The organism is Amycolatopsis sp. NPDC023774 (assembly GCF_040639695.1).
In the GTDB taxonomy this organism is placed as follows: domain Bacteria; phylum Actinomycetota; class Actinomycetes; order Mycobacteriales; family Pseudonocardiaceae; genus Amycolatopsis.
In genome coordinates this window covers 47,835-68,466 of record NZ_JBFAAJ010000012.1, presented here as the reverse complement: position 1 = coordinate 68,466, position 20,632 = coordinate 47,835, and the positions used below count along the sequence as shown (strand labels likewise).

Sequence of the window (20,632 nt, the reverse complement as noted above, 5' to 3'; positions counted from 1 at the left end):
CGTTTTCCTTCCCCACTGGGTACGACGGCATTCGGACACGAAGGAGCTCGCGCCCGATCAGATCCGCAGCACGCAGGAGGCGGTGAGGAGTGCACGGCCCGTTCGCGAGGGCGGCGCCCGGGCAAACCCGGCAGATCCACGTTCGACCGGGTCCGGCACCACACCTTCACGACGCCGGCGCAGCCAGGCCGCCGCGAGCACCAGCCCGGCCGCGGCCAGCAGCACCGCGAGGCACACGTGCAGCATCGCGTGGCCGCCGTCGCTGCCGGACGGCGCGGCGGCGATCGGTTCCGCGAACGTCGAAGCCACAGGCACCGGAGCCACCGCCACCGCGGGCGCGTCCGTAGCCGAGTGCGCGACGGGCACCGCCGAAACCACCGGCAGCCCAAGCATCCCGGCTATCTCGCCACTGCCGATCTCGCCACCGCCCATCCCGCCACCGTCCATCCCGCCACTGCCCATCCCGCCACCGCCCATCCCGCCACCGTGCGGCGCCGGGACGTGATGCATCGCGAGCACGCCGAAGACCAGCACGCCGAGCAACAGCCAGCGCGCTGGGGCCGGAAGCGGGAACCCGCGGGGTGGTCGACTCATCGCGCCCAGCCTAATCACATACCCCAAACGGGTACCAGGTGATTCCAAGATCACCGTTGAACTCACTTCCGTAACCCTTTGCACACGACCGGTTGACCCCTGTGAGCACACTCCCTTACGGTCACTCCAGGTCGCCGGCGGTGCGCAGACCGTGAACCGAAGGAATGGTGGGGATGCGAAGGCCGTCCAAGACGCTCTTCCTGGGCGTCGCGCTGCTGCTCAGCGCAGTGGTGGGGCTCGGCAGCTGTTCCTCCGCGCTCCACACGCCGACGGTCGACAGCGGCGAAGCCCCGATCCGGATCGCCTTCGTGCCGAAGGTCGCGGGCATCGCGTACTTCGACGCCATGAACGCCGGCGGCCTGGAAGCGGCGAAGCGGCTCGGCGCGCAGTGGATCACGCGCGGCCCCACGACGGTAGACCCGGCGGCCCAGACTGCCATCCTGCACGACCTCGTGGCCCAGCACGTCGACGTGATCGCCGTGGCGCCCAACGATCCCCGCGCACTCGCGCCCGCGATCGCCGACGCGCGCGCCAAGGGCGTCCACGTGCTCACCACCGACACCGACGCGCCGGAAACACCGCGTGAGGTGTTCGTGAACCAGGCCTCCCCCGAGGACGTCGGCACCACGCTCGTCGACGCGCTGATGGCGAAAACGGGCGGCAGCGGCGAGTTCGCCATCGTCTCGTGCGGACGGACTGCCGTGAACCTCAACGCGTGGATCTCCGTCGAGCAGACCTACACGGCCCAGCGCTACCCGAAGGCGCGGCGCGTGGAGACCGTCTACGCCGGCGAAGACACGACCACGGCGACCGAGCTCGCGAAGCAGGTCCTCGACCGCCACCCCGACCTCACGGGCCTGATCGGCGAGTGCACCACGTCGGCGCCCGGCGTCGCGCAAGCGGTGCGGGACCAGCAGAAGATCGGCCGCGTCTTCACGGTCGGCACGGGCACGCCGCAGACGATGAAGCCGTACCTGCTCGACGGTTCCTGCTCGATGTCGGTGCTGTGGAACGTCGAATCGCTGGGCTACCTCACCGCCTGGGCGGCGCAACAGCTGGTGGAGGGCCGCTCGTTCGGCCCCCGCAACAACGTGAGCCCCGAACTGCCCGCGGTGAGGTACGACGCGCGCTCGAAGACCATGCTGCTCGGCGAGCCGCTGCTGATCACCCAGGACAACGTGGACCAGTTCAAATACTGACGGCCGGAGCCCCGAAGAAGGAGCCCCGGCCGTGCAGTCCCTTGTTGAACCAGCGCCTTGCTGTGAAACGGAAACTCAGCGAACGTCGATGGTGACCGTCGCCGTGGTGACGCGGGCGGGCAGCTTCGTCGTGTCGATCTTCAGGTACTCCCCGTCGTCCTGCCGGCCGTTGGGCAGCGTCTTGGCGTGGAGCGCGTACGGCGGCGCGGTGTTCGAGAGGCCGTCGATGCCGAAGTCGTTGTCGTTGCTCACCACGAGGGTGCGGCCGCCGTCGGTGGTCGCGACGCCCTCCACCTTGTCGTGGCCGAAGAAGCCGCCGGTCGGGTCGAGCCCGGTCACGAGCGCGCCGAGGTCGACGTACAGCTTCTTCGAGACCGGATTGATGCCCACCTTGGCGAGGTCCGCGGTGGCCGCTTCAGTGGTGTCCTTGCCGACATAGGCGTCGATGCTCGACTGCGCGGCACCCACGAGCAGCCCGCCCTTGGCGGAGTCGTAGGCGGCACCGGCCACCTTCGCCTCCGGCCCGACGTCGGTCGCGCCGTGCAGGTCGATCTCGTAGATCTTCTTGAACGCACCGGGCTCGAAGTTGCCGTCGCGTTCGTCCACGAGGAACTTCGTCGACGACAGCGCGGTGATCTCGCTGACGGCCGTGCCCGTGTCGTCCGGGTCCTGCAGGAGGTACAGGTACTCGCCCGTCGCGCGCGTGCGCAGGTCGACCGTGACGATCCGCAGTGTGGTGACGTTGCCGGGCTTCTTGGTGAGGTCCGGCTGCTGCAGCGCCGACTGCATGATGCCCACGAGCGTCTCGCCGTCCGGTGTGAGGGCGAGGCCTTCCATGCCCTTGTTGGGCACCCGATACTTCAGCTCCTCGGGCAGAGAGCCGTCGAACGGCGAGAGCCGCTCGATCGCGCGGCCGTCGGCGCGGAAGTGCGTGATGAAGGGACCGTACTCATCGGACACCCAGAACGTGCCGTCGCGTTCGGCGACGAGGCCCTCGGAGTCGTACCCGTTGGGGGTGGCCGGCAACGGCTTCCCCTCGAGGCCCACGATCGTCTCGCCGGTGTCGGCGGCCGTGCTGACCTGCCCGTTGTACGGCGAACCGTCCCTGGCGCGCAACGGGATCCGCTTCTCGAGCACGGCCTTGGCGTCCTTGAGGCGGAACTTGCCGATGGCCGGGTCGAACGCGGGCAGCGGCTCCACCTTGGACCCGTCCGGCGCGTCGACGTTCGGGCCGCGATCGGTGAGGCCGTAGAACTCGTCGCGCGAGCCCGGCACCGGCGTGAGCGCGGAACCGTAGGCGCCACCGGCCAGCGTCACGCCGCCGATGGTCGCCAGCGGCGGCAGCGAGGTCGGGTAGAGCTGCACGGCGTCCGACACGGAGTACGTGAAGGTGTCGCGGCCGTGGAAGCCCGGCGCGGGTGCGTAGCTGAACGACCCGCTTGGGTCGAGGGTCAGGGACCCGTGCGCCGGGGCGGTGTGGCGCACGATGGCGCCACTCGCGCCACCGCGGCTGTCGTTGCCGAGCACCCCGTCGCCGTGCACTTGCAGCGACCCGCCGGCCCGCGCCCCGTAGTGGTCGTCGCGGGCGGCGAACGCGGTGGGCCCGCCGCCTCCGTGCGCCGACGCCGTGCCGGTGGCCAGCAGCGGCAGGGCCAGGATCCCCGCGGCGACCCCGATTCTCACGCGCTTCATCCGTTTTCTCCTCTTCCGGCGTCACCCGACACCGAAGGAGGAGTCTGGTTAACGGAGTTGGACAACCGCCGTCTTCAAGGCGACGACCGCGTTAACGGCCTCGTCTCACATGCGCCGCTGCCGCTCCACCACCGATCACGAGAACCAGCACGGCAACGCTCCACCTGCGTTGTTTCTCCACGCGGTGGCCGGCGTCGGCCACCGGCTGCGGTGTCGCAACGGGATGGAACTTCGTCGGTGGCGCGACCGAAGTCGAGGCGACGATCGGGACGGGCGAAGTCGCGTTCGGCGGCCAGGGCACTGCCGGCGGCTGTTCCGCGAGCACCGGCGGCGGTGGATCTTCCGCCGACTGCGAAGGTTTCACCGAGTTCGCCGACTGCGAAGGTTTCACCGAGTTCGACGACGGTGGGGGGTCCAGTCGCGGGGGCGGCGGAGTCGGCGGCGAGGGTGGCGGCGGCGGTGCTGTCGCCCCGGCGAGACACCCGGCCCCGTCGGAGGTGTAGAGCTCGGGCCCGGTGCTGATTTCCTGGGGCCCACCGGAGCCGTCGCGCGCCAGGCGGTAGGTCACGCTGCGGTGGCCGATGCGGTTCGCCGTCGCGTAGAGGGCACCGTCCGGACCGAACACGACGGAGCCGTACGCCGTGGCGAGCGGGAATTTGAGACCTGGCACTGTGGCGACTCGGCCGTCGCGGGGGTTGATCGTGACCACCGAGCCATGACCCGCGGCCGTGACCGAAACGCCGTAGAGCAAGCCGTCCGCCGGGCTGTAGGCGAAGTCGTCGACGCCTGCGGACAGGACGACAGGCCGTAGCTGCAGGTGCGCGACCACGTCGAGGTAGTGGGGACTGGCCGGGTCGACGTCCACTGTGTACAGACTGTTGGCGTGCAGCAGGTACCACGAGTTGCCGGACATCGCGCCGCCGGTGGAGCCGGTCGCCCAGCTCCAGATTCCGTGGCGCGCGCCGGCGCGGAACACGCCGCCGAGATCGGTCACGTGGCCCGAGCTGTCGATCCGCACCGCGTGGGCGCCGTCGTGGAAGTGGCCCGAGGCCGGGCCGTCGGCCACGCCGTAGACCACGCCGTGCGCGGCGGAGTAGGCCATCGCGTTGATGGTGTAGCCGGGGTTGCCGAGCGACTGCCGCCGGCCGGTCGGCAACGTGAGCCGAACGAAGGACGACGAGCGCGAGTTCTGACTCTCCACCTGGAGAACCGCGCACGTCGCCGGCGCGGCCGGGTGCGTCCGGCCGGGTTGCTCGAGCCACCCCGACGCCACGAGCAGCGCCGACACGGCCGCCGCGGCGGCCGCCACCGGGAGGAAACGGGGAATGCGCACGCCCTCAGCCCAGTCGCGCCAGTGCCGAGCTGAACGCGTCGGGCTGGATGCTCGCGCCGCCGGCGAACGGGTTCTGCAGCTGGAAGATCGCGTAAAGCAGCAGTGCGATCGTGCCGGCCAGCGTCGACACGATCACCAGGTGCGCCGCCATGCGCGTGCCGCCGAAGAGGTTGGGCAGCAGCACGGAAATCAGGCTGCCGAGGATCAATGCGAACCACACCACGGAGCCGACTCCGCTCGTGGCGGCGTCGGTGAGGCGCGCCTGTCTGGCCTGGTAAACCTGCCACAGGTCGTTGGCTGCCTCGGTCTTGCGGTCGTTCTCCCAGTCGCTGCTCGCCCGCGCGCCGGCGATGGTGCGGCGCAGCTGGTCGAGCTGCGTCCAGCCGGTGTCGGGGATCGTGCCGCCGTCGGCCAGGCGCGGCCATTCCTGGTGCTGCACGGTATTGGCGTACGCGGTGGCGAGCTGCTGCACGCGTTGGCCGGTGTCGCCCGGCAGCGCTTCGGCGGCCCAGGTCATGGAGACGAGGCTGTCGGCCTCGGTGTAGGAGCCGTCCCGCGCGGTCCCCCCTGCGTCGAAGAGCGAGATCAGCACGAACGCCACGAGCACCGCGTGGAGCCCGCCGACAATGGTGAACACCTGACCGGCCGCATCGTTGTTGTCACGACGACCTTCATCCCAGCCGAACCGCCTCACCAGATAGCCGATACCGCCGCCGATGACAGCCGCTCCGACCACCCAGAAGATCCCGGTCAGGTAGACGTTCATCCGACCCCTTTCACACTCGCAGGCCACTGGATCCACCATTGTTCGGCGAATTTCCGGAAGTGGGCCCGCTCAAGTTAGTCATCTGATTCCCGGCCGACAAGAAGCGGCAGTTCGGTTCATTCGAGTGGCCCTGCGAGGCACCTGATGATCACTGGAACGGAGCAGTTGAATGTTGGAACACCTGCTCTGGATATGCCACTCACCTGCGGGGCACCGGTGATCTACAGTCGAAATTCCCGTCCGGGTGAGGCCCGCAGACCGAGGGTGACGAACGCGGTACGGATCAAGATCGTCTAAAACTGGCGCTCCGACAACAGCAACTGGAATGTCCGATTACCCGTTCTGGCAAACAGGTGAACCGACCCGGTTACCCGATCGTGGGATTGTCGAGCGAGGCCGGCTTGCTATGTTGATTCCGCGGTGCCGACCCCGAATTAATTGCAGCAGGATAACGAACTCAAATTCGTGCTGGAAACTTTCTCACACATCCGAAATCCTACGATAGGTGGTTTTCGCTGTGACCGTCACGGACCCCGTGGACTCCGCGAATCAGGAACAACCGCAGCTGAGCCTGGGCCGGGCCGCGGCCCGCACGCTCGCGACGACGACCAAGTCCGTTCCGCAGATGCAGGGCATCACCACGCGGTGGCTGCTCAAGGTGCTGCCGTGGGTCAAGGTCTCGGGCGGCGCGTACCGCGTGAACCGCCGGTTGAGCTACGCGGTGGGCGACGGCCGCGTCACGTTCGCCACCACCGGCGCCGAGGTCCGCGTGATCCCGCCGGAGCTGGGTGAACTGCCGCCGCTGCGCGGTTTCGACGACGAAGAGGTGTTCATCGAGCTGGCCGGCCGGTTCGTGCAGCACGAGTTCTCCCCCGGCGACACGCTCGTGGAGTTCGGCCACCAGGCCGACCAGATCTTCCTGGTGGCGCACGGCAAGATCAGCAAGGTCGGCACCGGCGCGTACGGAGACCAGACGGTGCTCGGCACGCTCGCCGACGGTGACTACTTCGGCGACACCGTGCTCACCAACGCCGACGGGATCTGGGAGTACACGGCCAAGGCCGTGACCGCGTGCACCGTGCTTACCCTGTCCCGCAGCGAGTTCCAGGGCGTGCTCGACCGCTCGGAGGCGCTGCGCGAGCACCTCGATGCCGTCGCCGCCGGTTCGGCCGGGCCGGCGAACGACCACGGTGAAGCGGTGATCGACGTCGCCTCCGGTCACGACGGCGAACCGCAGCTGCCAGGCACGTTCGTGGACTACGACAGCTCGCCGCGCGAGTACGAGCTGAGCGTGGCGCAGACCGTGCTGCGGGTGCACAGCCGCGTCGCCGACCTCTACAACCAGCCGATGAACCAGATCGAGCAGCAGCTGCGGCTCACCGTCGAAGCCCTGCGTGAGCGGCAGGAGCACGAGCTGGTCAACAACCGCGACTTCGGCCTGCTGCACAACGCGGACTACTCCCAGCGCGTGTCCACCCGCACCGGCCCGCCGACCCCCGACGACTTCGACGACCTGCTTGCCCTGGTGTGGAAGGATCCCGCGGTCTTCCTGGCGCACCCGAAGACGATCGCGGCGTTCGGCCGCGAGTGCAGCCGCCGCGGCGTGTACCCGGACGCGGTGGACCTCGGCGGGCACCAGGTGCCGGCGTGGCGCGGCGTGCCCGTGTTGCCGTGCAACAAGATCCCGGTCACCGAGACCCGCACCAGCTCTGTGCTGCTCCTGCGCACCGGCGAGCAGTCGCAGGGGGTCGTCGGTTTGCACCAGACCGGGCTGCCCGACGAGTACCAGCCGGGCCTGAACGTGCGGTTCATGGGCATCAGCGAGCAGGCGATCATGTCGTACCTGGTCAGCGCCTACTATTCGGCCGCCGTGCTGGTGCCCGACGCGCTGGCCGTGCTGGAGAACGCCGAGATCGGGCGCGGTGACTGAGCATGGCCGCACCCGCCACCCCGCCGCGCCCGCCCGAGGCCGCCCCCGTGCGGCCCGGGCCGGCGCCGCTGCCCCCATCGGCGTTCGGGCCGACGGGCCTGGGCACGAGCGCGCTGCGGATCGTGCCGAGGCCCGCGTCCCAGAGACCTCCCGAAGCTGAGCCCACCAAGCGAGGAACCGCATGACCGTGACCGAAGAGCCGCCGCTTTCCCTTTCCACGCGCGCGGCCCGGACCCTGGCCACCACCACGAAGTCGCTGCCGCAGATGCGCGGCAGCACCCCGCGGTGGCTGCTGTCGCAGCTGCCGTGGGTGGAGGTGCCGGCCGGTTCGTACCGCGTGAACCGCCGGCTGACCTACACCGTCGGCGACGGCCGGGTGAGCTTCTTCAACACCGGCGCGCGGGAGCAGGTGGTCCCCGCGGAGCTGGCGGAACTGCCGCTGCTGCGCGGGTTCGCGGACGCCGACGCACTGGCCGCGCTGGCCGAGCGCTTCGAGCAGCGCGAATACGAGCCGGGCGACACCATCGTGACCGCCGGTTCGCCGCTCGACTCGGTGGTGCTGGTGGCGTTCGGCAAGGTTTCGCGCACCGCACCCGGTTCCTACGGCGAGGAAGCGCACCTCGGCACGCTCACCGCGGGCGACCACTTCGGCGCCGAGCTGCTGGGCGGCTCCGCGGGGAGCTGGAACTTCACCGCCAAGGCAGCCACGCGGTGCATCGTGCTGGCGCTGCCGGCGGAGGCGTTCGAGCAGCTCAACGGCCGCGTCGAAAGCCTGCGCGCACCCCGCCATCCTCGCTGGGGATGCGTTGCTGACGTTGGCCTTCGACGTCCTGGCCACGGACGGCCCGGCCGCCGCTCGCGTCCTGAGCACGGCAGTGCTGGACCTGTTGCACGGCCAGAACGAGGACCTGGCCTTCGAAAGACGAGCGTCGGTCGACCGGTCTTCCTGCATTCGCATGGCCGAGGGCAAGACGGGCGCTTTGCTCGGCGCCGCGTGCACCCTGGGCGCACTGGTCGTCGGCGGCCGCGGCACGCACGTCTCGGAGCTCGGCGCGTTCGGCCGCTCGCTCGGCCTGGCGTTCCAACACGTCGACGACCTCCTCGGCAATCTGGGGCGACCCGGCCGTGACGGGGAAGCCGGTGTATTCGGATCTGCAGAACCGGAAGAAGTCGCTGCCGGTGGTGGCCGCTTTGGCCTCGGAGACCGCGGCCGCCCGGGAGCTGGCGGCGTTGTACCACCAGGAGGCTCCGCTGTCGCCCGCCCAGCTCGCCAGGGCCGCGGCGCTGGTCGAATCGGCGGGCGGGCGGTCGTGGAGCGCTGAGGAAACCGCGCGGCTGTTGACCGCCGCATTGTCCGCCTTGTCCTCCACGACGCCGGTGCCTCGCCCCGCCGCGGAGCTCACTTCGCTGGCCCATCACATCACCCACCGCGACCACTGACCCGGCGCGCTCGTGCCTATCCCCCGAGGCGTGAGCGCGCCGTTCCGTTGCACTGTCGTTCCGACACAGCACGCAGCTGAGTTTCATTCACCAACGGGCCCCTGAACGTCTTCGACTCGGCGATCATGATCGCCCTACATTGACTGCTCGACAGAATCGAAGCGAGCGACGAACCCCGGGTCGTCGTGTTCGACAGCGACGTCGAGGATTTCTTCCTCGCCCACTTCGGCATGAGCGGCGCGTCGACCGAGGTGGCTCGCGCCAAGGGCCCGACCGGGCTGCGGACCAGCGTCGACATCACGACCCGCCTCGCCGATTCGTCCGTGATCAGCGTCGCGAAGATCCGCTGCCGAGCCCGCGGGATCGGCAGCGAGTTCGCCCTCGCGTGCGACCTGCGCTTCGCCAGCCAGGAAAAGGCCATCCTGGGCCAGCCCGAGGTCGGTGCGGGAGTCATCCCCGGCGGCGGCGCCATCGAGCGGCTCTCCTCACTCGTGGGCCGCGGACGAGCGCTGGAGCTCATCATCGGCGCCGACGACTACTACGCCACCGCCGCCGAGCGCTACGGATACGTCAACCGGGCCGTCCCCGATGCCGAACTCGACCAGTACGTCGACGCCTTGGCGAGGCGGATCGCGCCGTTCGGGCGGCAGCCCATCGCCGCCGCGAAGACCTTGGCCAACAGGACAACCCTGCCCGAGGTGAGGCACCTCATCGAAAGCCAGGGGAAAGTTCGCCGAGACGCTCACCTGGCCGGACACCGCGGCTCGCGTCCACGAGCTGTTCAGCCGGGGCCTGCAGCAGCCCGGCAACCTCGAAACCCGGTTCGGTCACCACCTGGGCCTGTCGCCGGAAGAAGCAGCACGACAGTAACCCGCCACCGCAACGGTTCGGCCACGCTGAGTTGCGAAGTGATATCCTGAGCACTATGGCACGACCGCCGAAAGACACAGGAGGCCCTGGCGAGGACTTGTCCAACGAGCCGGCCTGCTCCATCGAGCGGAGCCTGGAAGTCCTCGGCGAGCGGTGGACCTTTCTGATCCTGCGCCAGCTTTTCCGCGGCCAGACGAGGTTCAGCGAGCTGCGCGAGGCGCTGGGCATCGCGCCCAACCTCCTCAGCGCGAGGCTGCGGACGCTGACCGAGGCCGGAATCGTGAAGACCGTGCCATATCAGGAGATCGGGGCGCGGCAGCGGCAGAGCTATCACCTCACCGCCGCCGGTCTCGAGCTGCGGGTCGTGCTCCTCGGACTGCAGCAGTGGGGAGACCTGCACCGGCCACGCCCGGCCGGTCCGTCGGCCGCGCGCCGATCGAAGACCACCGGGCGGGCCGTGCGGGTGGCGTTCGTCGACGAGGACGGGATCGAGGTACCCGTCGACGAGGTGGAGACCTTCGCGCAGTGAGCCGCACTCGGATATCCTCGGATATCTGAGTACTAAATATGTATCCAGAGTGCTAGCGTGCTCACCATGGACATCAAAGGATCTGTCGCTCTGGTCACCGGAGCCAACCGAGGCATCGGCCACGCTTTCGCCCGCGCACTCGTCGAACACGGCGCCGCCAAGGTCTACGCCGGCGTGCGGGACCCGACAGCCGTCACCGACCCGCGCCTCACGCCGCTGCGCCTGGACGTCACCAGCGCCGAGGACATCGGGGCCGCCGCGGCCGCGGCCGGCGACACCACCATCGTGATCAACAACGCGGGCATCCTCGGCTCCGTCGGTGAACTGCTCACCGGCTCACTGGACACCGCGCGGCAGGTGCTGGAGGTCAACTTCTTCGGCACCTGGGCGGTGTCGCGCGCGTTCGCGCCGATCCTCGCCCGCAACGGCGGCGGCGCGCTGGTCAACATGCTCTCCGTCGCGTCCTGGAAGGGCACCGCGCGAACCGCCGCCTATGCCGCGTCGAAGGCGGCGCAGTGGTCACTGACCGATGCGCTGCGCGAAGGCCTGCGCGACCAGGGCACACTCGTGGTGGGCGTGCACTCCGGCTACGTCGACACCGACGGCGCGGCCTGGTTGGACGTGCCGAAGATCAAACCGGCCGAGGTCGCCGCGCTAACCATGCAGGCCTTGCTGGCCAACCACGTCGAGGTCCTGGTCGACGACACGGCCCGCCGGCTGAAGGCCTCACTGTCCCAGCCCCTCGACTGAGCAACGGCTCACTTACCCGGCCGGGTAAGGCCATCGCGATCGGCACCTTCCGACAGCACGACCTTGTCGGTGTCGGCCAATGCCTCGGTGCCGCGCGCGGTCGCCGGGGCCGTAGTCAGGTCCCGCAGCCGGATGGGCGGGCCGAGGTCGATCAACGTCGGGAGGTACTCGGCCTTCGAGACGGCCCAGTGGCCGCCCGTCCGGGTGAAGGTGAAGCGGGCGGCCGTGCCTTCTTCAGTGGAGCCGCGGGGGTCGTCGTGGCGGGCGATTTCGTTGCCCAGGCCGTAGGCGACCCACTTTCCCTCGACCTTTTCGAACGGCTGGACCACGTGTGCGTGGTGGCCGACGATCAGGTCGACGTCGGGCGACGCCAGGAGCTTGCGCGCCAAAGTGGACTGGTCGGCGGTCACCGAGTGCTGGTACTCGACGCCCCAGTGCAGGCTCGCGATCACGACCTGCGCGCCGGCCTCGCGGGCGGTGTGCGCGGCCGCGAGGATGTCGTCGGCGTCGATTTCGTTGGCCAGCCAGGGTTTTCCGGCAGGGACCTTGATCCCGTTGAAGCCGAAGGCGAACGACAGCTGCGCGACCTTGACGCCGTGCACATCGAGGATCAACGGCGCAGCGGCTTCGGCAGCCGAACGCGCCGAGCCCGTGTGCTTCAAGCCCACCTCGTCGAGCTTGTCGAGCGTGCGCGTGATCCCGGCCGCGCCCTTGTCGAGTGTGTGGTTCGACGCCGTGGAGCAGGTGTCGTAACCGGTGTCCTTGATGGCCTCGGCGATCTGCGGTGGCGCACTGAACGACGGGTAGCCCGTGTACGGCCCGCCCTCGGGCGCGAGCGGCGTCTCGAGGTGGCAGATGGCCAGGTCGGCACTCGCCACAAGCGGCTTCACGCCCGCGAGGATCTCGCGGTAGTCGATCGTGCCGCCGCCGTCGGTGGTGGCCTGGTCGGTGAGCGCCGGGTGGATGAGGACGTCGCCGGTCGCCACGACCGTGAACGACGCCGGGTCTGCCGACGCCGACAAGCCCGAGGCGGACGGCGGGGCCGGCCGGGGGGCGGCCGCCTGCGGAGCGCCACTGCACCCCGCCAGCACCAGCGCGGCCCCGGTCCACGCGACGACCGAGCGGCGGATGTGCGTCATGTTCGCCCCCTTTGTCCAGCTGCGGCCCACATCCTGCCGCATGTCGACCGGACAAGACGCAACGGCCACCATGACGGACCGTAATCGAACCCAAGTCAACAAGAAAACCCACCAGCCACCGAAACAGCAGCGCGATCAGCGCGAAGCAACAAAGCCTGGTCAACCGAGAAAAAATACGATAATTAGCCCGCCAACCACCGGTAGGAAAATCACTCTCCGTAGGTATCCATCCGTTAACTGCGGCAGATCCTGTGGTTGACGTCACCTGATCCGGTGTCTTGTAATACGAGTAACGCGGAGTTCACACCCACGCAACTGTCGTCCTCGGCCCCCATGGGAGCACTCGATGTCCACATACCCGCACAGGTCACGCACCTGGAGCGTTGTTGGTTGTTGTTTGATTGCCGGTGCAGTGTTGGCCGGATGCTCCTCCGGCAAGGACACCGCCGCGCCCGCGCAGCAGGCGCCGACGAACGGCAAGATCACGCTGTACTACCTCCAGAAGCAGGGGGACCAGCAGTACTTCGTGGAGCAGGCGCAGGGCGCCCAGGAGAAGGCGAAGGAGCTGGGCGTCGACCTCAAGGTCGTCAACCTCGGCCAGGACGCCAACAAGGCCATCACCGAACTCGACGCCGCGGTCGCGCAGGGGGCCAACGGCGTCGCCATCGTGGTGCCGGACCAGGCCATCGGCCCGGAGGTCATCGACAAGGCGAAGTCCGCCGGCATCCCGCTCATCTCCTCCGATGACGTGATCAAGGACGGCACCGGCAAGGCCGCCCCGTTCGTCGGATTCAACGGCACGCAGATGGGCACCTCGGTCGGCCAGGAAGCCGCCAAACTGTTCAAGGCCGCCGGCTGGTCCCCCGCCGACACCAAGGTGATCAGCGCCTTCAAGCAGGACCTCACCGTCTGCACCGACCGCGTCAACGGTGCCAAGGCCGCGTTCGAGAAGGACGCCGGTGCGCAGGTCGACGTGATCAACGTGGGCACCGACAACTCCCCCGTCGACGCCCAGAACCGCGCCGGCGCCGTGATCAGCTCCAATCCCGGGGTGAAGCACTGGGTCGTGTGGGGTTGCAACGACGAGAACGAGACCGGTGTCGTCACCGCGCTCGCCAACTCCGGCGTCGCCGCGAACAACATCATCGGCGTGGGCCTGGGCGCCTACCTCGACTGCAAGGACTGGGCCGCGGGCAAGGACACCGGCAACAAGTCCTCCCTCTACATCTCGGGCGCCGAGGTGGGCCGGACCGCGATCCAGGTCCTCGTCGACAAGGTCAAGAACGGCAAGGACCTCCCGCTGGAGACCATCGCCAAGACCCAGATGGTGAACAAGGACACCTTCAAGGCGGCCGGAGTCAACTGCACCTGACCGACCGCGCCCGGGGGTGTCCACACGCGACACCCCCGGGCTCCCCCCGTGAGGAAGGCTGAGGAAGGCTCACCATGGCCAGTTCCACGGCGCTCATCGCCGAGGGCATCGGCAAGCGCTTCTCCGGCGTCACCGCGCTCGACGACGTGACACTGGAGTTCCACTCCGGCGAGGTGCTCGCGCTCATGGGCGAGAACGGCGCCGGCAAGTCGACGCTGCTGCGCGTGCTCTCGGGCGACCACGAGCCCAGCGACGGCACACTGCGGGTCGACGGCGAGCCGGTGGTGTTCGACAACCCACGCGCCGCGATGGCCGCGGGCGTGCGCGTGATCTACCAGGAACCGGAGATCATCCCGCACGTCTCGGTGGCGGAGAACGTGTTCGTGGGCGAGCTTCCCTCGCGCGCCCGTGTGTTCAGCCGCCGCACGCTGAACCAACGCACGCGCGAAGCGCTCGTCGAGTACGGCTTCGAAGGCGTGCTCGACCCCACCACGCTCGGCAGCAAGCTCTCGGCCGCCCAGCGCCAGCTCGTCGAGATCCTGCGAGTGCTCACCGCGGCCACCCCGCCGCGCGTGATCGCCTTCGACGAACCCACCTCATCGCTCTCGGAGCATGAGGTCGACGCGCTGTTCCGGCTCATCCGCCGGCTGCGGGACTCCGGCGTGGCCGTAGTCTACGTGTCACACCGCATGAAGGAGATCTTCCAGCTCGCCGACCGCGTGGCCGTGCTGCGCGACGGCAAGCTCGTCGGCGTGCAACAGGCCGCGGAATCAGACGAGAACCAGCTGGTGCGCATGATGATCGGCCGCGACCTCTCGGCGCTGGAGCGGCGCGAGACAGCCGAGACCGGTGAGGTCGTGCTGCGGCTGGACCACGTGACCACCGACGACGTCACCGATGTCTCGTTCGAAGTCCGCACCGGTGAGGTCGTGTGCCTGGCCGGGCTCGTCGGTGCCGGGCGCTCCGAGCTGGCGCGTGCGATCGTCGGCGATCTGCCCGTGCGCTCGGGAACCGTCGAGCTGGACGGGAAACCGTTCAAGGCCCGCACGCCCGGCGACGCCGTGAAGGCGGGCATCGGGTTCGCGCCCGAGGAACGCAAGACCGACGCGTTGCTGATGCAGCGTTCGGTGCGCGACAACGTCTCCATCGCCGTGCTCGACCGCCTGCGCCGCTTCCGCGTGATCAAGCGGGCGAAGGAACGTGAGCTCGTGGCGGAGTACATCCGCGAGCTGCGCGTGCGCACGCCGTCGATGGAGCAGGAGGTGCGCAAGCTCTCGGGCGGCAACCAGCAGAAGGCCGTGCTCGCGCGCTGGCTCGCCCGCCGTCCGCAGCTGCTGATCCTCGACGAGCCCACCCGCGGCGTCGACGTCGGCGCCAAGGCCGAGATCTACCGCATCATCGACGGTCTCGCCGCCGAAGGCATCGCCCTGCTCGTGATCTCGTCCGACCTGCCCGAGGTGCTCGCGCTGGCCGACCGCATCGTCGTGATGCGCGCCGGGCACGTCGCGGGCCAGGTGAGCCGCGACGAAGCGACCGAAGAAGCCGTACTGACCCTGGCCATCCCGGCGACGGAGCCGGCCGCCGAAGACATCCAGGAGGTGGGGGCGTGAGCACCCCGACCCGGCCCAGCCCCGCGCAGGAGCAGCCGACCGAACAGCCCGACCCGCACCGCGTCTCCACGGCGCGCAGGGTGCTGGGCGGCATCGGCGTGCAGAACAGCAGCCTGATCATCACGCTCGTGGTGCTCGTCGTGCTGCTCTCGACGCTGAACGACAACTTCTTCCGCACCAACAACCTGCTGCTCATCGGCAGCGCGATCACCATCATGGGCCTGCTGTCGCTGGTTCAGACGCTGGTGATCATCCTCGGCGCGCTCGACATCTCGGTCGGCTCGATGGCCGGGCTCGCGTCGGTGATCTCGGCGATGGCCTTCACGTCCACCGGCAGCTCGATCGTCGGCATCCTCGCCGCGGTCGGCACCGGCATCCTGTGCGGTCTGGTCAACGGCCTGATCATCATCTTCGGCCGGGTGAACCCGGTCGTCGCCACCCTGGCCACGCTCGCCACGTACAAGGGCATCGCGCAGGTCGTGTCCGACGGCAAGGCGCAGGGCTACACCGGCGCCGACGACCTGTTCATCTTCCTGGCCAAGGGCAGCGTGCTCGGGCTGCCGACGCTGGTGTGGGTGTTCCTGATCGTCGCGGCGGTGCTGCACTTCCTGCTCAAGTACACCGACATCGGCCGCAACGTGTTCGCCATCGGCGGCAACGACACGGCCGCGCGACTGGCGGGCATCAACATCAACCGCTACATCATCGGCGTCTACGCGCTCGTCGGTGTGGTCGCGGCCATCGCGGGCGTGCTGATCACCGCTCGCACGGGCTCGGGTCAGCCGACCTCGGGTTCCGAAGGCCTCGAGCTGCAGGCCGTCACGGGCGCGGCACTCGGCGGCACGATGCTCAAGGGCGGCAAGGGATCCATCGTCTCCACGGTGCTGGCGGTGTTCATCCTCGGCGTGCTCGACAACGGCATGTCGGGCCTGGGCATCAACCAGTTCTGGCAGAACGTGGCCCACGGGGCGCTGCTCGTGGTCGCCGTCGTGCTGCAGCAGCTGCGCAGCGGGGAGCGGCGCGTCGGTCTGCCGGCCTGACGTGGGCGCCGACGGGGCCGGCCTGCACGCCCGCATCGTCGACGCGCTCGGTCGCCTGATCGTCGAAGGCGCGCTGCCCACGGGCGAGCCGATCGTGCCCGAGGACATCGGGCGCCGCTTCTCCGCCTCCCGGACGGTGGTCCGGGAGGCCTTGCGGGTCCTGGAGTCGAAGGGACTCGTGGCGGCGCGGCCGCGCGTCGGCACGTGGCCGCAGCCGCCGGAGGCATGGGACGCGATCGACCCCGACGTGATCGGCTGGCGCGTCCGCGGGCCGGATTCGCTGCGGCAGCTGCACGATCTGATGGAGCTGCGCCACCTCGTCGAGCCGCAAGCCGCGCGGCTGGCGACCCGGCACCGCGCGCCGGACGAGCTCTCCGCGCTGGCGGCGGCGTACGGGCTGATGACCGACGCCGTCGAACGGGAGGACGCCGAGGCGTTCGCCGAGGCCGACACGCTGTTCCACGCCGCCCTCGTGCGGGCCGCGGGCAACGCCCTGGTCACTCAGCTGCAGGTGCCGGTCGTCGCCGCCCTGCGGGCCGCACCCGAGCCGACGGCGGGCACGCTCGTGGCGCACTCGCGCGTGCTCACCACGGTGCTCGCGAAGAACGCCGACGGCGCCGAGAACGCGACGCGCCGGCTGCTGGAAACCGTTGCCACGTACCACTCACCGGCACCTTGACACGCCCAGTGGTCCATACCATAGTCCGTGATCGACCGGCCACCGACCACGATGGCCGCCGCCGCCCTGAGCTGCTTGAGGAGGACGCACCCATGCGTTTCCCGGGAATCCGCGGTTTCGCCGTGCTCGCGGCGGCGGTGACGGCCGGTGGGCTGGCGCCGGCCGTGGCGAGTGCGGCACCGGCGGCGCCGGCCGCGCAGTGCGCGGTGGCCGACGCGATGGTGAAGGCCGGTGACCACTGGGTCGCCCACGGAACGAACCTCGCGCCGGCCGACTGGCAGAACGCGACGTTCCACGTGGGCAACCTCGCCGTGGTCCGCACCACCGGCGTGTCCAACCACCAGACGCTGCCCTGGGGTGAAGCCAACAACTACCTGCTGCCCACCACAGCGGGCCGGCCGTTCTCGCCCGAGGACGAGGCCGCGGGCGAGGCGTACCTCGACCTGTACACCTACTTCCACCCCGACCCGCCGATCCTCGCCGACCTGCGTTCGCGCCTGGCCGACGAGGTCGCGAGCGTGCAGGCCGGCCACACGGACTACTGGGACCACGTGAGCGCGCTGAACATGGCGATGCCCTCGTTCGTCCGCATCGGCGTGATGGACTCCTCGGAGCCGACGCTCGCCGCGATGCAGAAGCTTTTCCAGCACACGGAGAAGAGCCTGTTCGACGAGTTCTCCGGCCTGTGGCGCACGGACGCGCACTCGCTGTCGTACTGGTCGCAGGGCAACGGCTGGGCACTGGCCGCCCTGACGAAGGTGCTGCAGGTGCTGCCCGCGAACGACCCGCGGCGACCGGAGTACCTGCGCGTGTTCAAGAAGATGGCGACGACGCTGAGCGTGCTGCAGCGGCCGGACGGCTTCTGGAACGCCAACCTGCTCAACCCGTTCGGCGGCCCCGAGAGCAGCGGCACGTCGCTGATCACCTACGGCCTCGCGTGGGGCGTCAACGCCGGGGTCCTCGACGGCCGCTGGTTCGAGCCGGTGGTCGGCCGGGCGTGGAAGTCCTTGTCCACCAAGGCGGAGACTGCCGACGGCTTCATCGGCTACGTCCAGCCGAAGACCGACGGGCCCGGCCCGGCGAAGGCCACGGACACCTCGGCCGCGGGCGTCGGCGCGTTCCTCCTGGCTGGTCAGCAGGTCGCCGACCTCACCCCGGGCTGCGCTCTGCCGCCCGCGAACTGAGCCCCGCGCCCCCAATGTGGCGTTCCGTGCGCTCAACGCACCCAATGCGGCGTTCGGTGCGTTCAACGCAACCAACGCCACATTGGAGCGGGTCGGCTAGGTGAGACAGTCCTGGGGGTCGCCGCGGGTCAGGGCGGGGTCGGTTTGGTCGAACGTGCGCGCCTGGCCCGGGCCGGAGGTCCGTGTCTCGAAGCGCACCGTCACGCGGCCGTGGCCCGCGCCCTGGACCCAGCCGGTGCCGAACTCCGGGTGCACGACGTCGTCGCCCGGGCGCCAGCCGCTCGACGACACCGGCGCCGACCCGCCCGGCGACGGCGCGACCGCCACCACCGGTTCAGTCGAAGTCCCCGCCGGCACGGCGAGCGTGAACAACGCGTCCTGGTGCGGCACCGAAAGCCCGCTGAACGCCACGCCCGCCAGCCGCACGCCGCCGAACTCCTGCGGGTCGAGCAGCAGCCGTTCGGCGGTGGCGGCGAGCTGGTTGAGGTCGTCGGTGGGTGATGCCGCGGTCTCCGACCGCGTCACCGTGCTCATGTCCGTGTGCCGCAGCTTCACCACGACGGTGCGCGCGACCCGGCCCGCCTTCACCAACCGCGAGTGGGCGCCCGCGGCGATCTTGCGGACTTCCGCCCGCAGCCGGGTGAGGTCCACGATGTCGACGTCGAACGTCGTCTCGGCGCTGACCTGCTTGGCCTCCCCGCGTTCGGCCACGGGCCGGTCGTCCGCGCCGCCCGCGAGCTTGCGCAGTTCACGCCCGACGACCCCGCCGAGCGTCGCCACGGCATCCGGCTCCGACAACGCCGCCAGCTCCCCCAGCGTCAGCACACCGATCGTCCGCAGCTTCGCCTCAGCCACCGGCCCGATGCCCCACAACGCGCGCACCGGCAACGGCGCCAGGAACTCCCGCTCCGTACCCGGCGCCACCACCAGCAGCCCGTCCGGCTTCGCCCGGTCCGACCCGATCTTCGCAACCTGCTTGCCCGTCCCCGCCCCGATCGAGGCCGTCAGCCCGGTTTCCGCGCGGATCCGCGCCCTCAGCTCCTCGGCGAACCGCGTCACCTCGGCCACCGAAGCGCCCGCCAGCGAAGGCGGCTCCGCGAACGCCTCGTCCAGCGAAATCCGCTCCAGGACCGGTGCCACGTCGGCGACGATGTCGAAGACCTGCTTGCTCAACGTCTCGTACAACCGGAACCGCGGCGGCAGGACCACCGCCCCCGGCGGCAGCAACCGCCGAGCCTGCGACATCGGCATCGCCGAACGCGCGCCGTACTCACGGGATTCGTAGCTCGCCCCGGCCACCACCCCACGCGGCCCGGTCCCGCCGACGACGACCGCGCGGCCCCGCAGCGTCGGGCGCGTGAGCTGCTCGACCGAGGCGTAGAAGGCGTCCAGATCGAGGTGGACGACCCAGCGGGTCACGTCAGTTCCCGCCGGTGGCGTCCAGCAGCCGGTGCAACGCCGTCGTGTAGGACTCGAAGGCCGCGCGGCCCTTGGCGGTCAGCTTCACCAGCGTGACGGGCGTGCGGTGCTCGTAGGCCTTGGTGATCTCCACGTACTCGGCGTCCTCGAGCTTGCGCAGGTGCGTGGAGAGGTTGCCGGCCGTCATGTCGAGCAGCTGCTGCAACCTCGGGAAGGTGATCTGGTCGCCGTGGTGCAGCCCGGCGAGCGCGACGGTGACGCGCAGCCTGGCCTGGGCGTGGATCACCGGGTCGAGCTCCGGCAGGCTCGCCTCCGTCACCGGTCGGCCACTCGCGTCGGACCGGAGCGCCGTTCCCGGACGAAGTACACGAGCGATGCCACGAGGAACCCGCCGCCGCCGGCCAGGGACAGCACGAGGAAGTTGCCAGGGACGCCCACGAGCACGCTCGCGCCGCCGCAGACGACGATCCACGCGCCGAAGCCGTATTGCAGCCGGTCCTGCCACAGCATCCCGCCCGCGAGGTACAGCACGCCGGTCAGCAACAGCGAGGTGCCCGACCACAGCAGGGAGATCGTGTGCGGGTCGAGCTCACCCGCCTTCATCACGCGGAGGTTGATCAGCGTCAGCGCGGCGAACGAGATCATCCAGCTCCAGCCGTACATCGCGCCGGTGCGGCGCGAAGGGCCGCGGATGCCGCGGCTGATGCGGCCGCCGTGATAAGCGGAGTACGCGATCGCCACCACGAACAGCACCGCGACCACGATGCCCGCGGTCCACCCGGGCATCAGCGGCCGCGCGTGGCTGTCGTCGGCCAGGTACACCAGTCCCCAGCCGATCAGCCACGTGAAGGCCCAGACGCCGAGCAGACGCGCCGGGCCGGCCCCCAGCTCCCGGCGCGTCCGCTCGTTCTGCCGGGCGATGAGGTTCAGCGACTCGGCTGCCGACATCGGCTGCTCTTCGTCGTCATCCACCTTGATTCGCCCTCCACCGTGCCGACCCCGCAGACAGCACGGAAGCTACTGTGCTGCTGGTTACCAATCCGACCACAGTCACGGCGGAAGGGTTGCCACACACGGTAACGTCCG

The 20,632-nt window shown here is 69.8% G+C and carries 18 protein-coding genes and 2 pseudogenes; 12 read left to right on the top strand and 8 right to left on the bottom strand.

Annotated elements, in window-relative coordinates:
* Nucleotides 1–57: 57 nt before the first annotated feature.
* Nucleotides 58–594 carry a hypothetical protein gene (locus AB0F91_RS24410; protein ID WP_360600776.1) on the bottom strand — a complete coding sequence of 179 codons (537 nt, stop codon included), beginning with the start codon at nt 592–594 and terminating at the stop codon, nt 58–60.
* Between the two features lie 173 nt (nt 595–767).
* Here AB0F91_RS24410 and AB0F91_RS24405 point away from each other — a divergent pair, with 173 nt between their 5' ends.
* Nucleotides 768–1,793: an autoinducer 2 ABC transporter substrate-binding protein gene (locus AB0F91_RS24405; RefSeq protein ID WP_360600774.1), complete on the top strand. Its 1,026-nt coding sequence runs from the start codon at nt 768–770 to the stop codon at nt 1,791–1,793.
* A gap of 75 nt (nt 1,794–1,868) precedes the next feature.
* Here AB0F91_RS24405 and AB0F91_RS24400 read toward each other — a convergent pair whose 3' ends face one another.
* The 3 genes from AB0F91_RS24400 to AB0F91_RS24390 all read right to left on the bottom strand — a co-directional run bounded on the left by AB0F91_RS24400 (nt 1,869) and on the right by AB0F91_RS24390 (nt 5,584).
* Complete coding sequence (locus AB0F91_RS24400; RefSeq protein WP_360600772.1) at nt 1,869–3,485, bottom strand: esterase-like activity of phytase family protein; 1,617 nt, start codon at nt 3,483–3,485, stop codon at nt 1,869–1,871.
* Between the two features lie 91 nt (nt 3,486–3,576).
* On the bottom strand, nt 3,577–4,818 hold the full coding sequence (locus tag AB0F91_RS24395; protein WP_360600770.1) for a hypothetical protein: 1,242 nt from the start codon (nt 4,816–4,818) through the stop codon (nt 3,577–3,579).
* A gap of 4 nt (nt 4,819–4,822) precedes the next feature.
* The gene (locus AB0F91_RS24390; RefSeq protein ID WP_360600768.1) at nt 4,823–5,584 is read right to left on the bottom strand and encodes a hypothetical protein; all 762 of its coding nucleotides are present in this window, start codon (nt 5,582–5,584) and stop codon (nt 4,823–4,825) included.
* 517 nt (nt 5,585–6,101) lie between these two features.
* Between AB0F91_RS24390 and AB0F91_RS24385 the strand changes: the two genes are divergently transcribed.
* From AB0F91_RS24385 to AB0F91_RS24360, 6 genes and pseudogenes are all read left to right on the top strand, one after another.
* Nucleotides 6,102–7,514, top strand: a complete 1,413-nt coding sequence (locus AB0F91_RS24385) for a family 2B encapsulin nanocompartment shell protein (RefSeq protein ID WP_360601065.1) — start codon at nt 6,102–6,104, stop codon at nt 7,512–7,514.
* A gap of 181 nt (nt 7,515–7,695) precedes the next feature.
* A pseudogene (locus tag AB0F91_RS24380) lies at nt 7,696–8,292 on the top strand (cyclic nucleotide-binding domain-containing protein); the annotation flags it as partial.
* 7 nt (nt 8,293–8,299) lie between these two features.
* Nucleotides 8,300–8,954 (top strand): annotated as a pseudogene (locus tag AB0F91_RS24375) (polyprenyl synthetase family protein); the annotation flags it as partial.
* Between the two features lie 143 nt (nt 8,955–9,097).
* Nucleotides 9,098–9,874 (top strand): enoyl-CoA hydratase/isomerase family protein, encoded by a 777-nt coding sequence (locus AB0F91_RS24370; protein WP_360601063.1) that lies wholly within the window; start codon nt 9,098–9,100, stop codon nt 9,872–9,874.
* 47 nt (nt 9,875–9,921) lie between these two features.
* Nucleotides 9,922–10,353, top strand: coding sequence for a helix-turn-helix domain-containing protein (locus tag AB0F91_RS24365; RefSeq protein WP_360600766.1), 432 nt, complete (start codon nt 9,922–9,924; stop codon nt 10,351–10,353).
* A 66-nt stretch (nt 10,354–10,419) separates the two neighbouring features.
* A complete protein-coding gene (locus AB0F91_RS24360) occupies nt 10,420–11,103 on the top strand; it encodes an SDR family oxidoreductase (protein WP_360600764.1) in 684 nt (227 codons plus the stop codon).
* A gap of 8 nt (nt 11,104–11,111) precedes the next feature.
* Here the strand turns inward: AB0F91_RS24360 and AB0F91_RS24355 are convergent, their stop codons facing one another.
* Nucleotides 11,112–12,242 (bottom strand): CapA family protein, encoded by a 1,131-nt coding sequence (locus AB0F91_RS24355; protein WP_360600762.1) that lies wholly within the window; start codon nt 12,240–12,242, stop codon nt 11,112–11,114.
* 412 nt (nt 12,243–12,654) lie between these two features.
* On the opposite strand from AB0F91_RS24355, the gene AB0F91_RS24350 reads away from it, so the two are divergent.
* The 5 genes from AB0F91_RS24350 (at nt 12,655) to AB0F91_RS24330 (ending at nt 18,127) form a co-directional block, all read left to right on the top strand.
* Nucleotides 12,655–13,614, top strand: coding sequence for a substrate-binding domain-containing protein (locus AB0F91_RS24350; RefSeq protein WP_360600760.1), 960 nt, complete (start codon nt 12,655–12,657; stop codon nt 13,612–13,614).
* 74 nt (nt 13,615–13,688) lie between these two features.
* Nucleotides 13,689–15,224 carry a sugar ABC transporter ATP-binding protein gene (locus AB0F91_RS24345; protein WP_360600758.1) on the top strand — a complete coding sequence of 512 codons (1,536 nt, stop codon included), beginning with the start codon at nt 13,689–13,691 and terminating at the stop codon, nt 15,222–15,224.
* Entirely contained in the window at nt 15,221–16,264 is a 1,044-nt protein-coding gene (locus AB0F91_RS24340; RefSeq protein ID WP_360600756.1) for an ABC transporter permease, read from the top strand. The genes AB0F91_RS24345 and AB0F91_RS24340 overlap by 4 nt, the downstream gene beginning before the upstream one ends.
* Nucleotide 16,265: 1 nt before the next feature.
* Entirely contained in the window at nt 16,266–16,943 is a 678-nt protein-coding gene (locus tag AB0F91_RS24335; protein WP_360600754.1) for an FCD domain-containing protein, read from the top strand.
* Nucleotides 16,944–17,035: 92 nt separating this feature from the next.
* The gene (locus AB0F91_RS24330; protein ID WP_360600752.1) at nt 17,036–18,127 is read left to right on the top strand and encodes a glycoside hydrolase family 88 protein; all 1,092 of its coding nucleotides are present in this window, start codon (nt 17,036–17,038) and stop codon (nt 18,125–18,127) included.
* A 96-nt stretch (nt 18,128–18,223) separates the two neighbouring features.
* On the opposite strand, the gene AB0F91_RS24325 is transcribed toward AB0F91_RS24330, so the two are convergent.
* From AB0F91_RS24325 to AB0F91_RS24315, 3 genes are read right to left on the bottom strand one after another with little or no spacing between them, the layout of a single operon-like run.
* On the bottom strand, nt 18,224–19,546 hold the full coding sequence (locus AB0F91_RS24325; RefSeq protein ID WP_360600750.1) for a DNA polymerase IV: 1,323 nt from the start codon (nt 19,544–19,546) through the stop codon (nt 18,224–18,226).
* Between the two features lies 1 nt (nt 19,547).
* On the bottom strand, nt 19,548–19,865 hold the full coding sequence (locus tag AB0F91_RS24320; protein WP_360600748.1) for a transcriptional regulator: 318 nt from the start codon (nt 19,863–19,865) through the stop codon (nt 19,548–19,550).
* The gene (locus tag AB0F91_RS24315; RefSeq protein WP_360601061.1) at nt 19,862–20,494 is read right to left on the bottom strand and encodes a hypothetical protein; all 633 of its coding nucleotides are present in this window, start codon (nt 20,492–20,494) and stop codon (nt 19,862–19,864) included. Before AB0F91_RS24315 ends, AB0F91_RS24320 begins: the two co-directional genes overlap by 4 nt.
* Between the last annotated feature and the right edge of the window lie 138 nt (nt 20,495–20,632).

Bases quoted from the DNA above. Each gene is read 5' to 3' on its own strand.
- AB0F91_RS24410 (WP_360600776.1), bottom strand. From the start codon at position 594: ATGAGTCGACCACCCCGCGGGTTCCCGCTTCCGGCCCCAGCGCGCTGG.
- AB0F91_RS24405 (WP_360600774.1), top strand. From the start codon at position 768: ATGCGAAGGCCGTCCAAGACGCTCTTCCTGGGCGTCGCGCTGCTGCTC.
- AB0F91_RS24400 (WP_360600772.1), bottom strand. From the start codon at position 3,485: ATGAAGCGCGTGAGAATCGGGGTCGCCGCGGGGATCCTGGCCCTGCCG.
- AB0F91_RS24390 (WP_360600768.1), bottom strand. From the start codon at position 5,584: ATGAACGTCTACCTGACCGGGATCTTCTGGGTGGTCGGAGCGGCTGTC.
- AB0F91_RS24360 (WP_360600764.1), top strand. From the start codon at position 10,420: ATGGACATCAAAGGATCTGTCGCTCTGGTCACCGGAGCCAACCGAGGC.
- AB0F91_RS24355 (WP_360600762.1), bottom strand. From the start codon at position 12,242: ATGACGCACATCCGCCGCTCGGTCGTCGCGTGGACCGGGGCCGCGCTG.
- AB0F91_RS24345 (WP_360600758.1), top strand. From the start codon at position 13,689: ATGGCCAGTTCCACGGCGCTCATCGCCGAGGGCATCGGCAAGCGCTTC.
- AB0F91_RS24330 (WP_360600752.1), top strand. From the start codon at position 17,036: ATGCGTTTCCCGGGAATCCGCGGTTTCGCCGTGCTCGCGGCGGCGGTG.
- AB0F91_RS24315 (WP_360601061.1), bottom strand. From the start codon at position 20,494: ATGTCGGCAGCCGAGTCGCTGAACCTCATCGCCCGGCAGAACGAGCGG.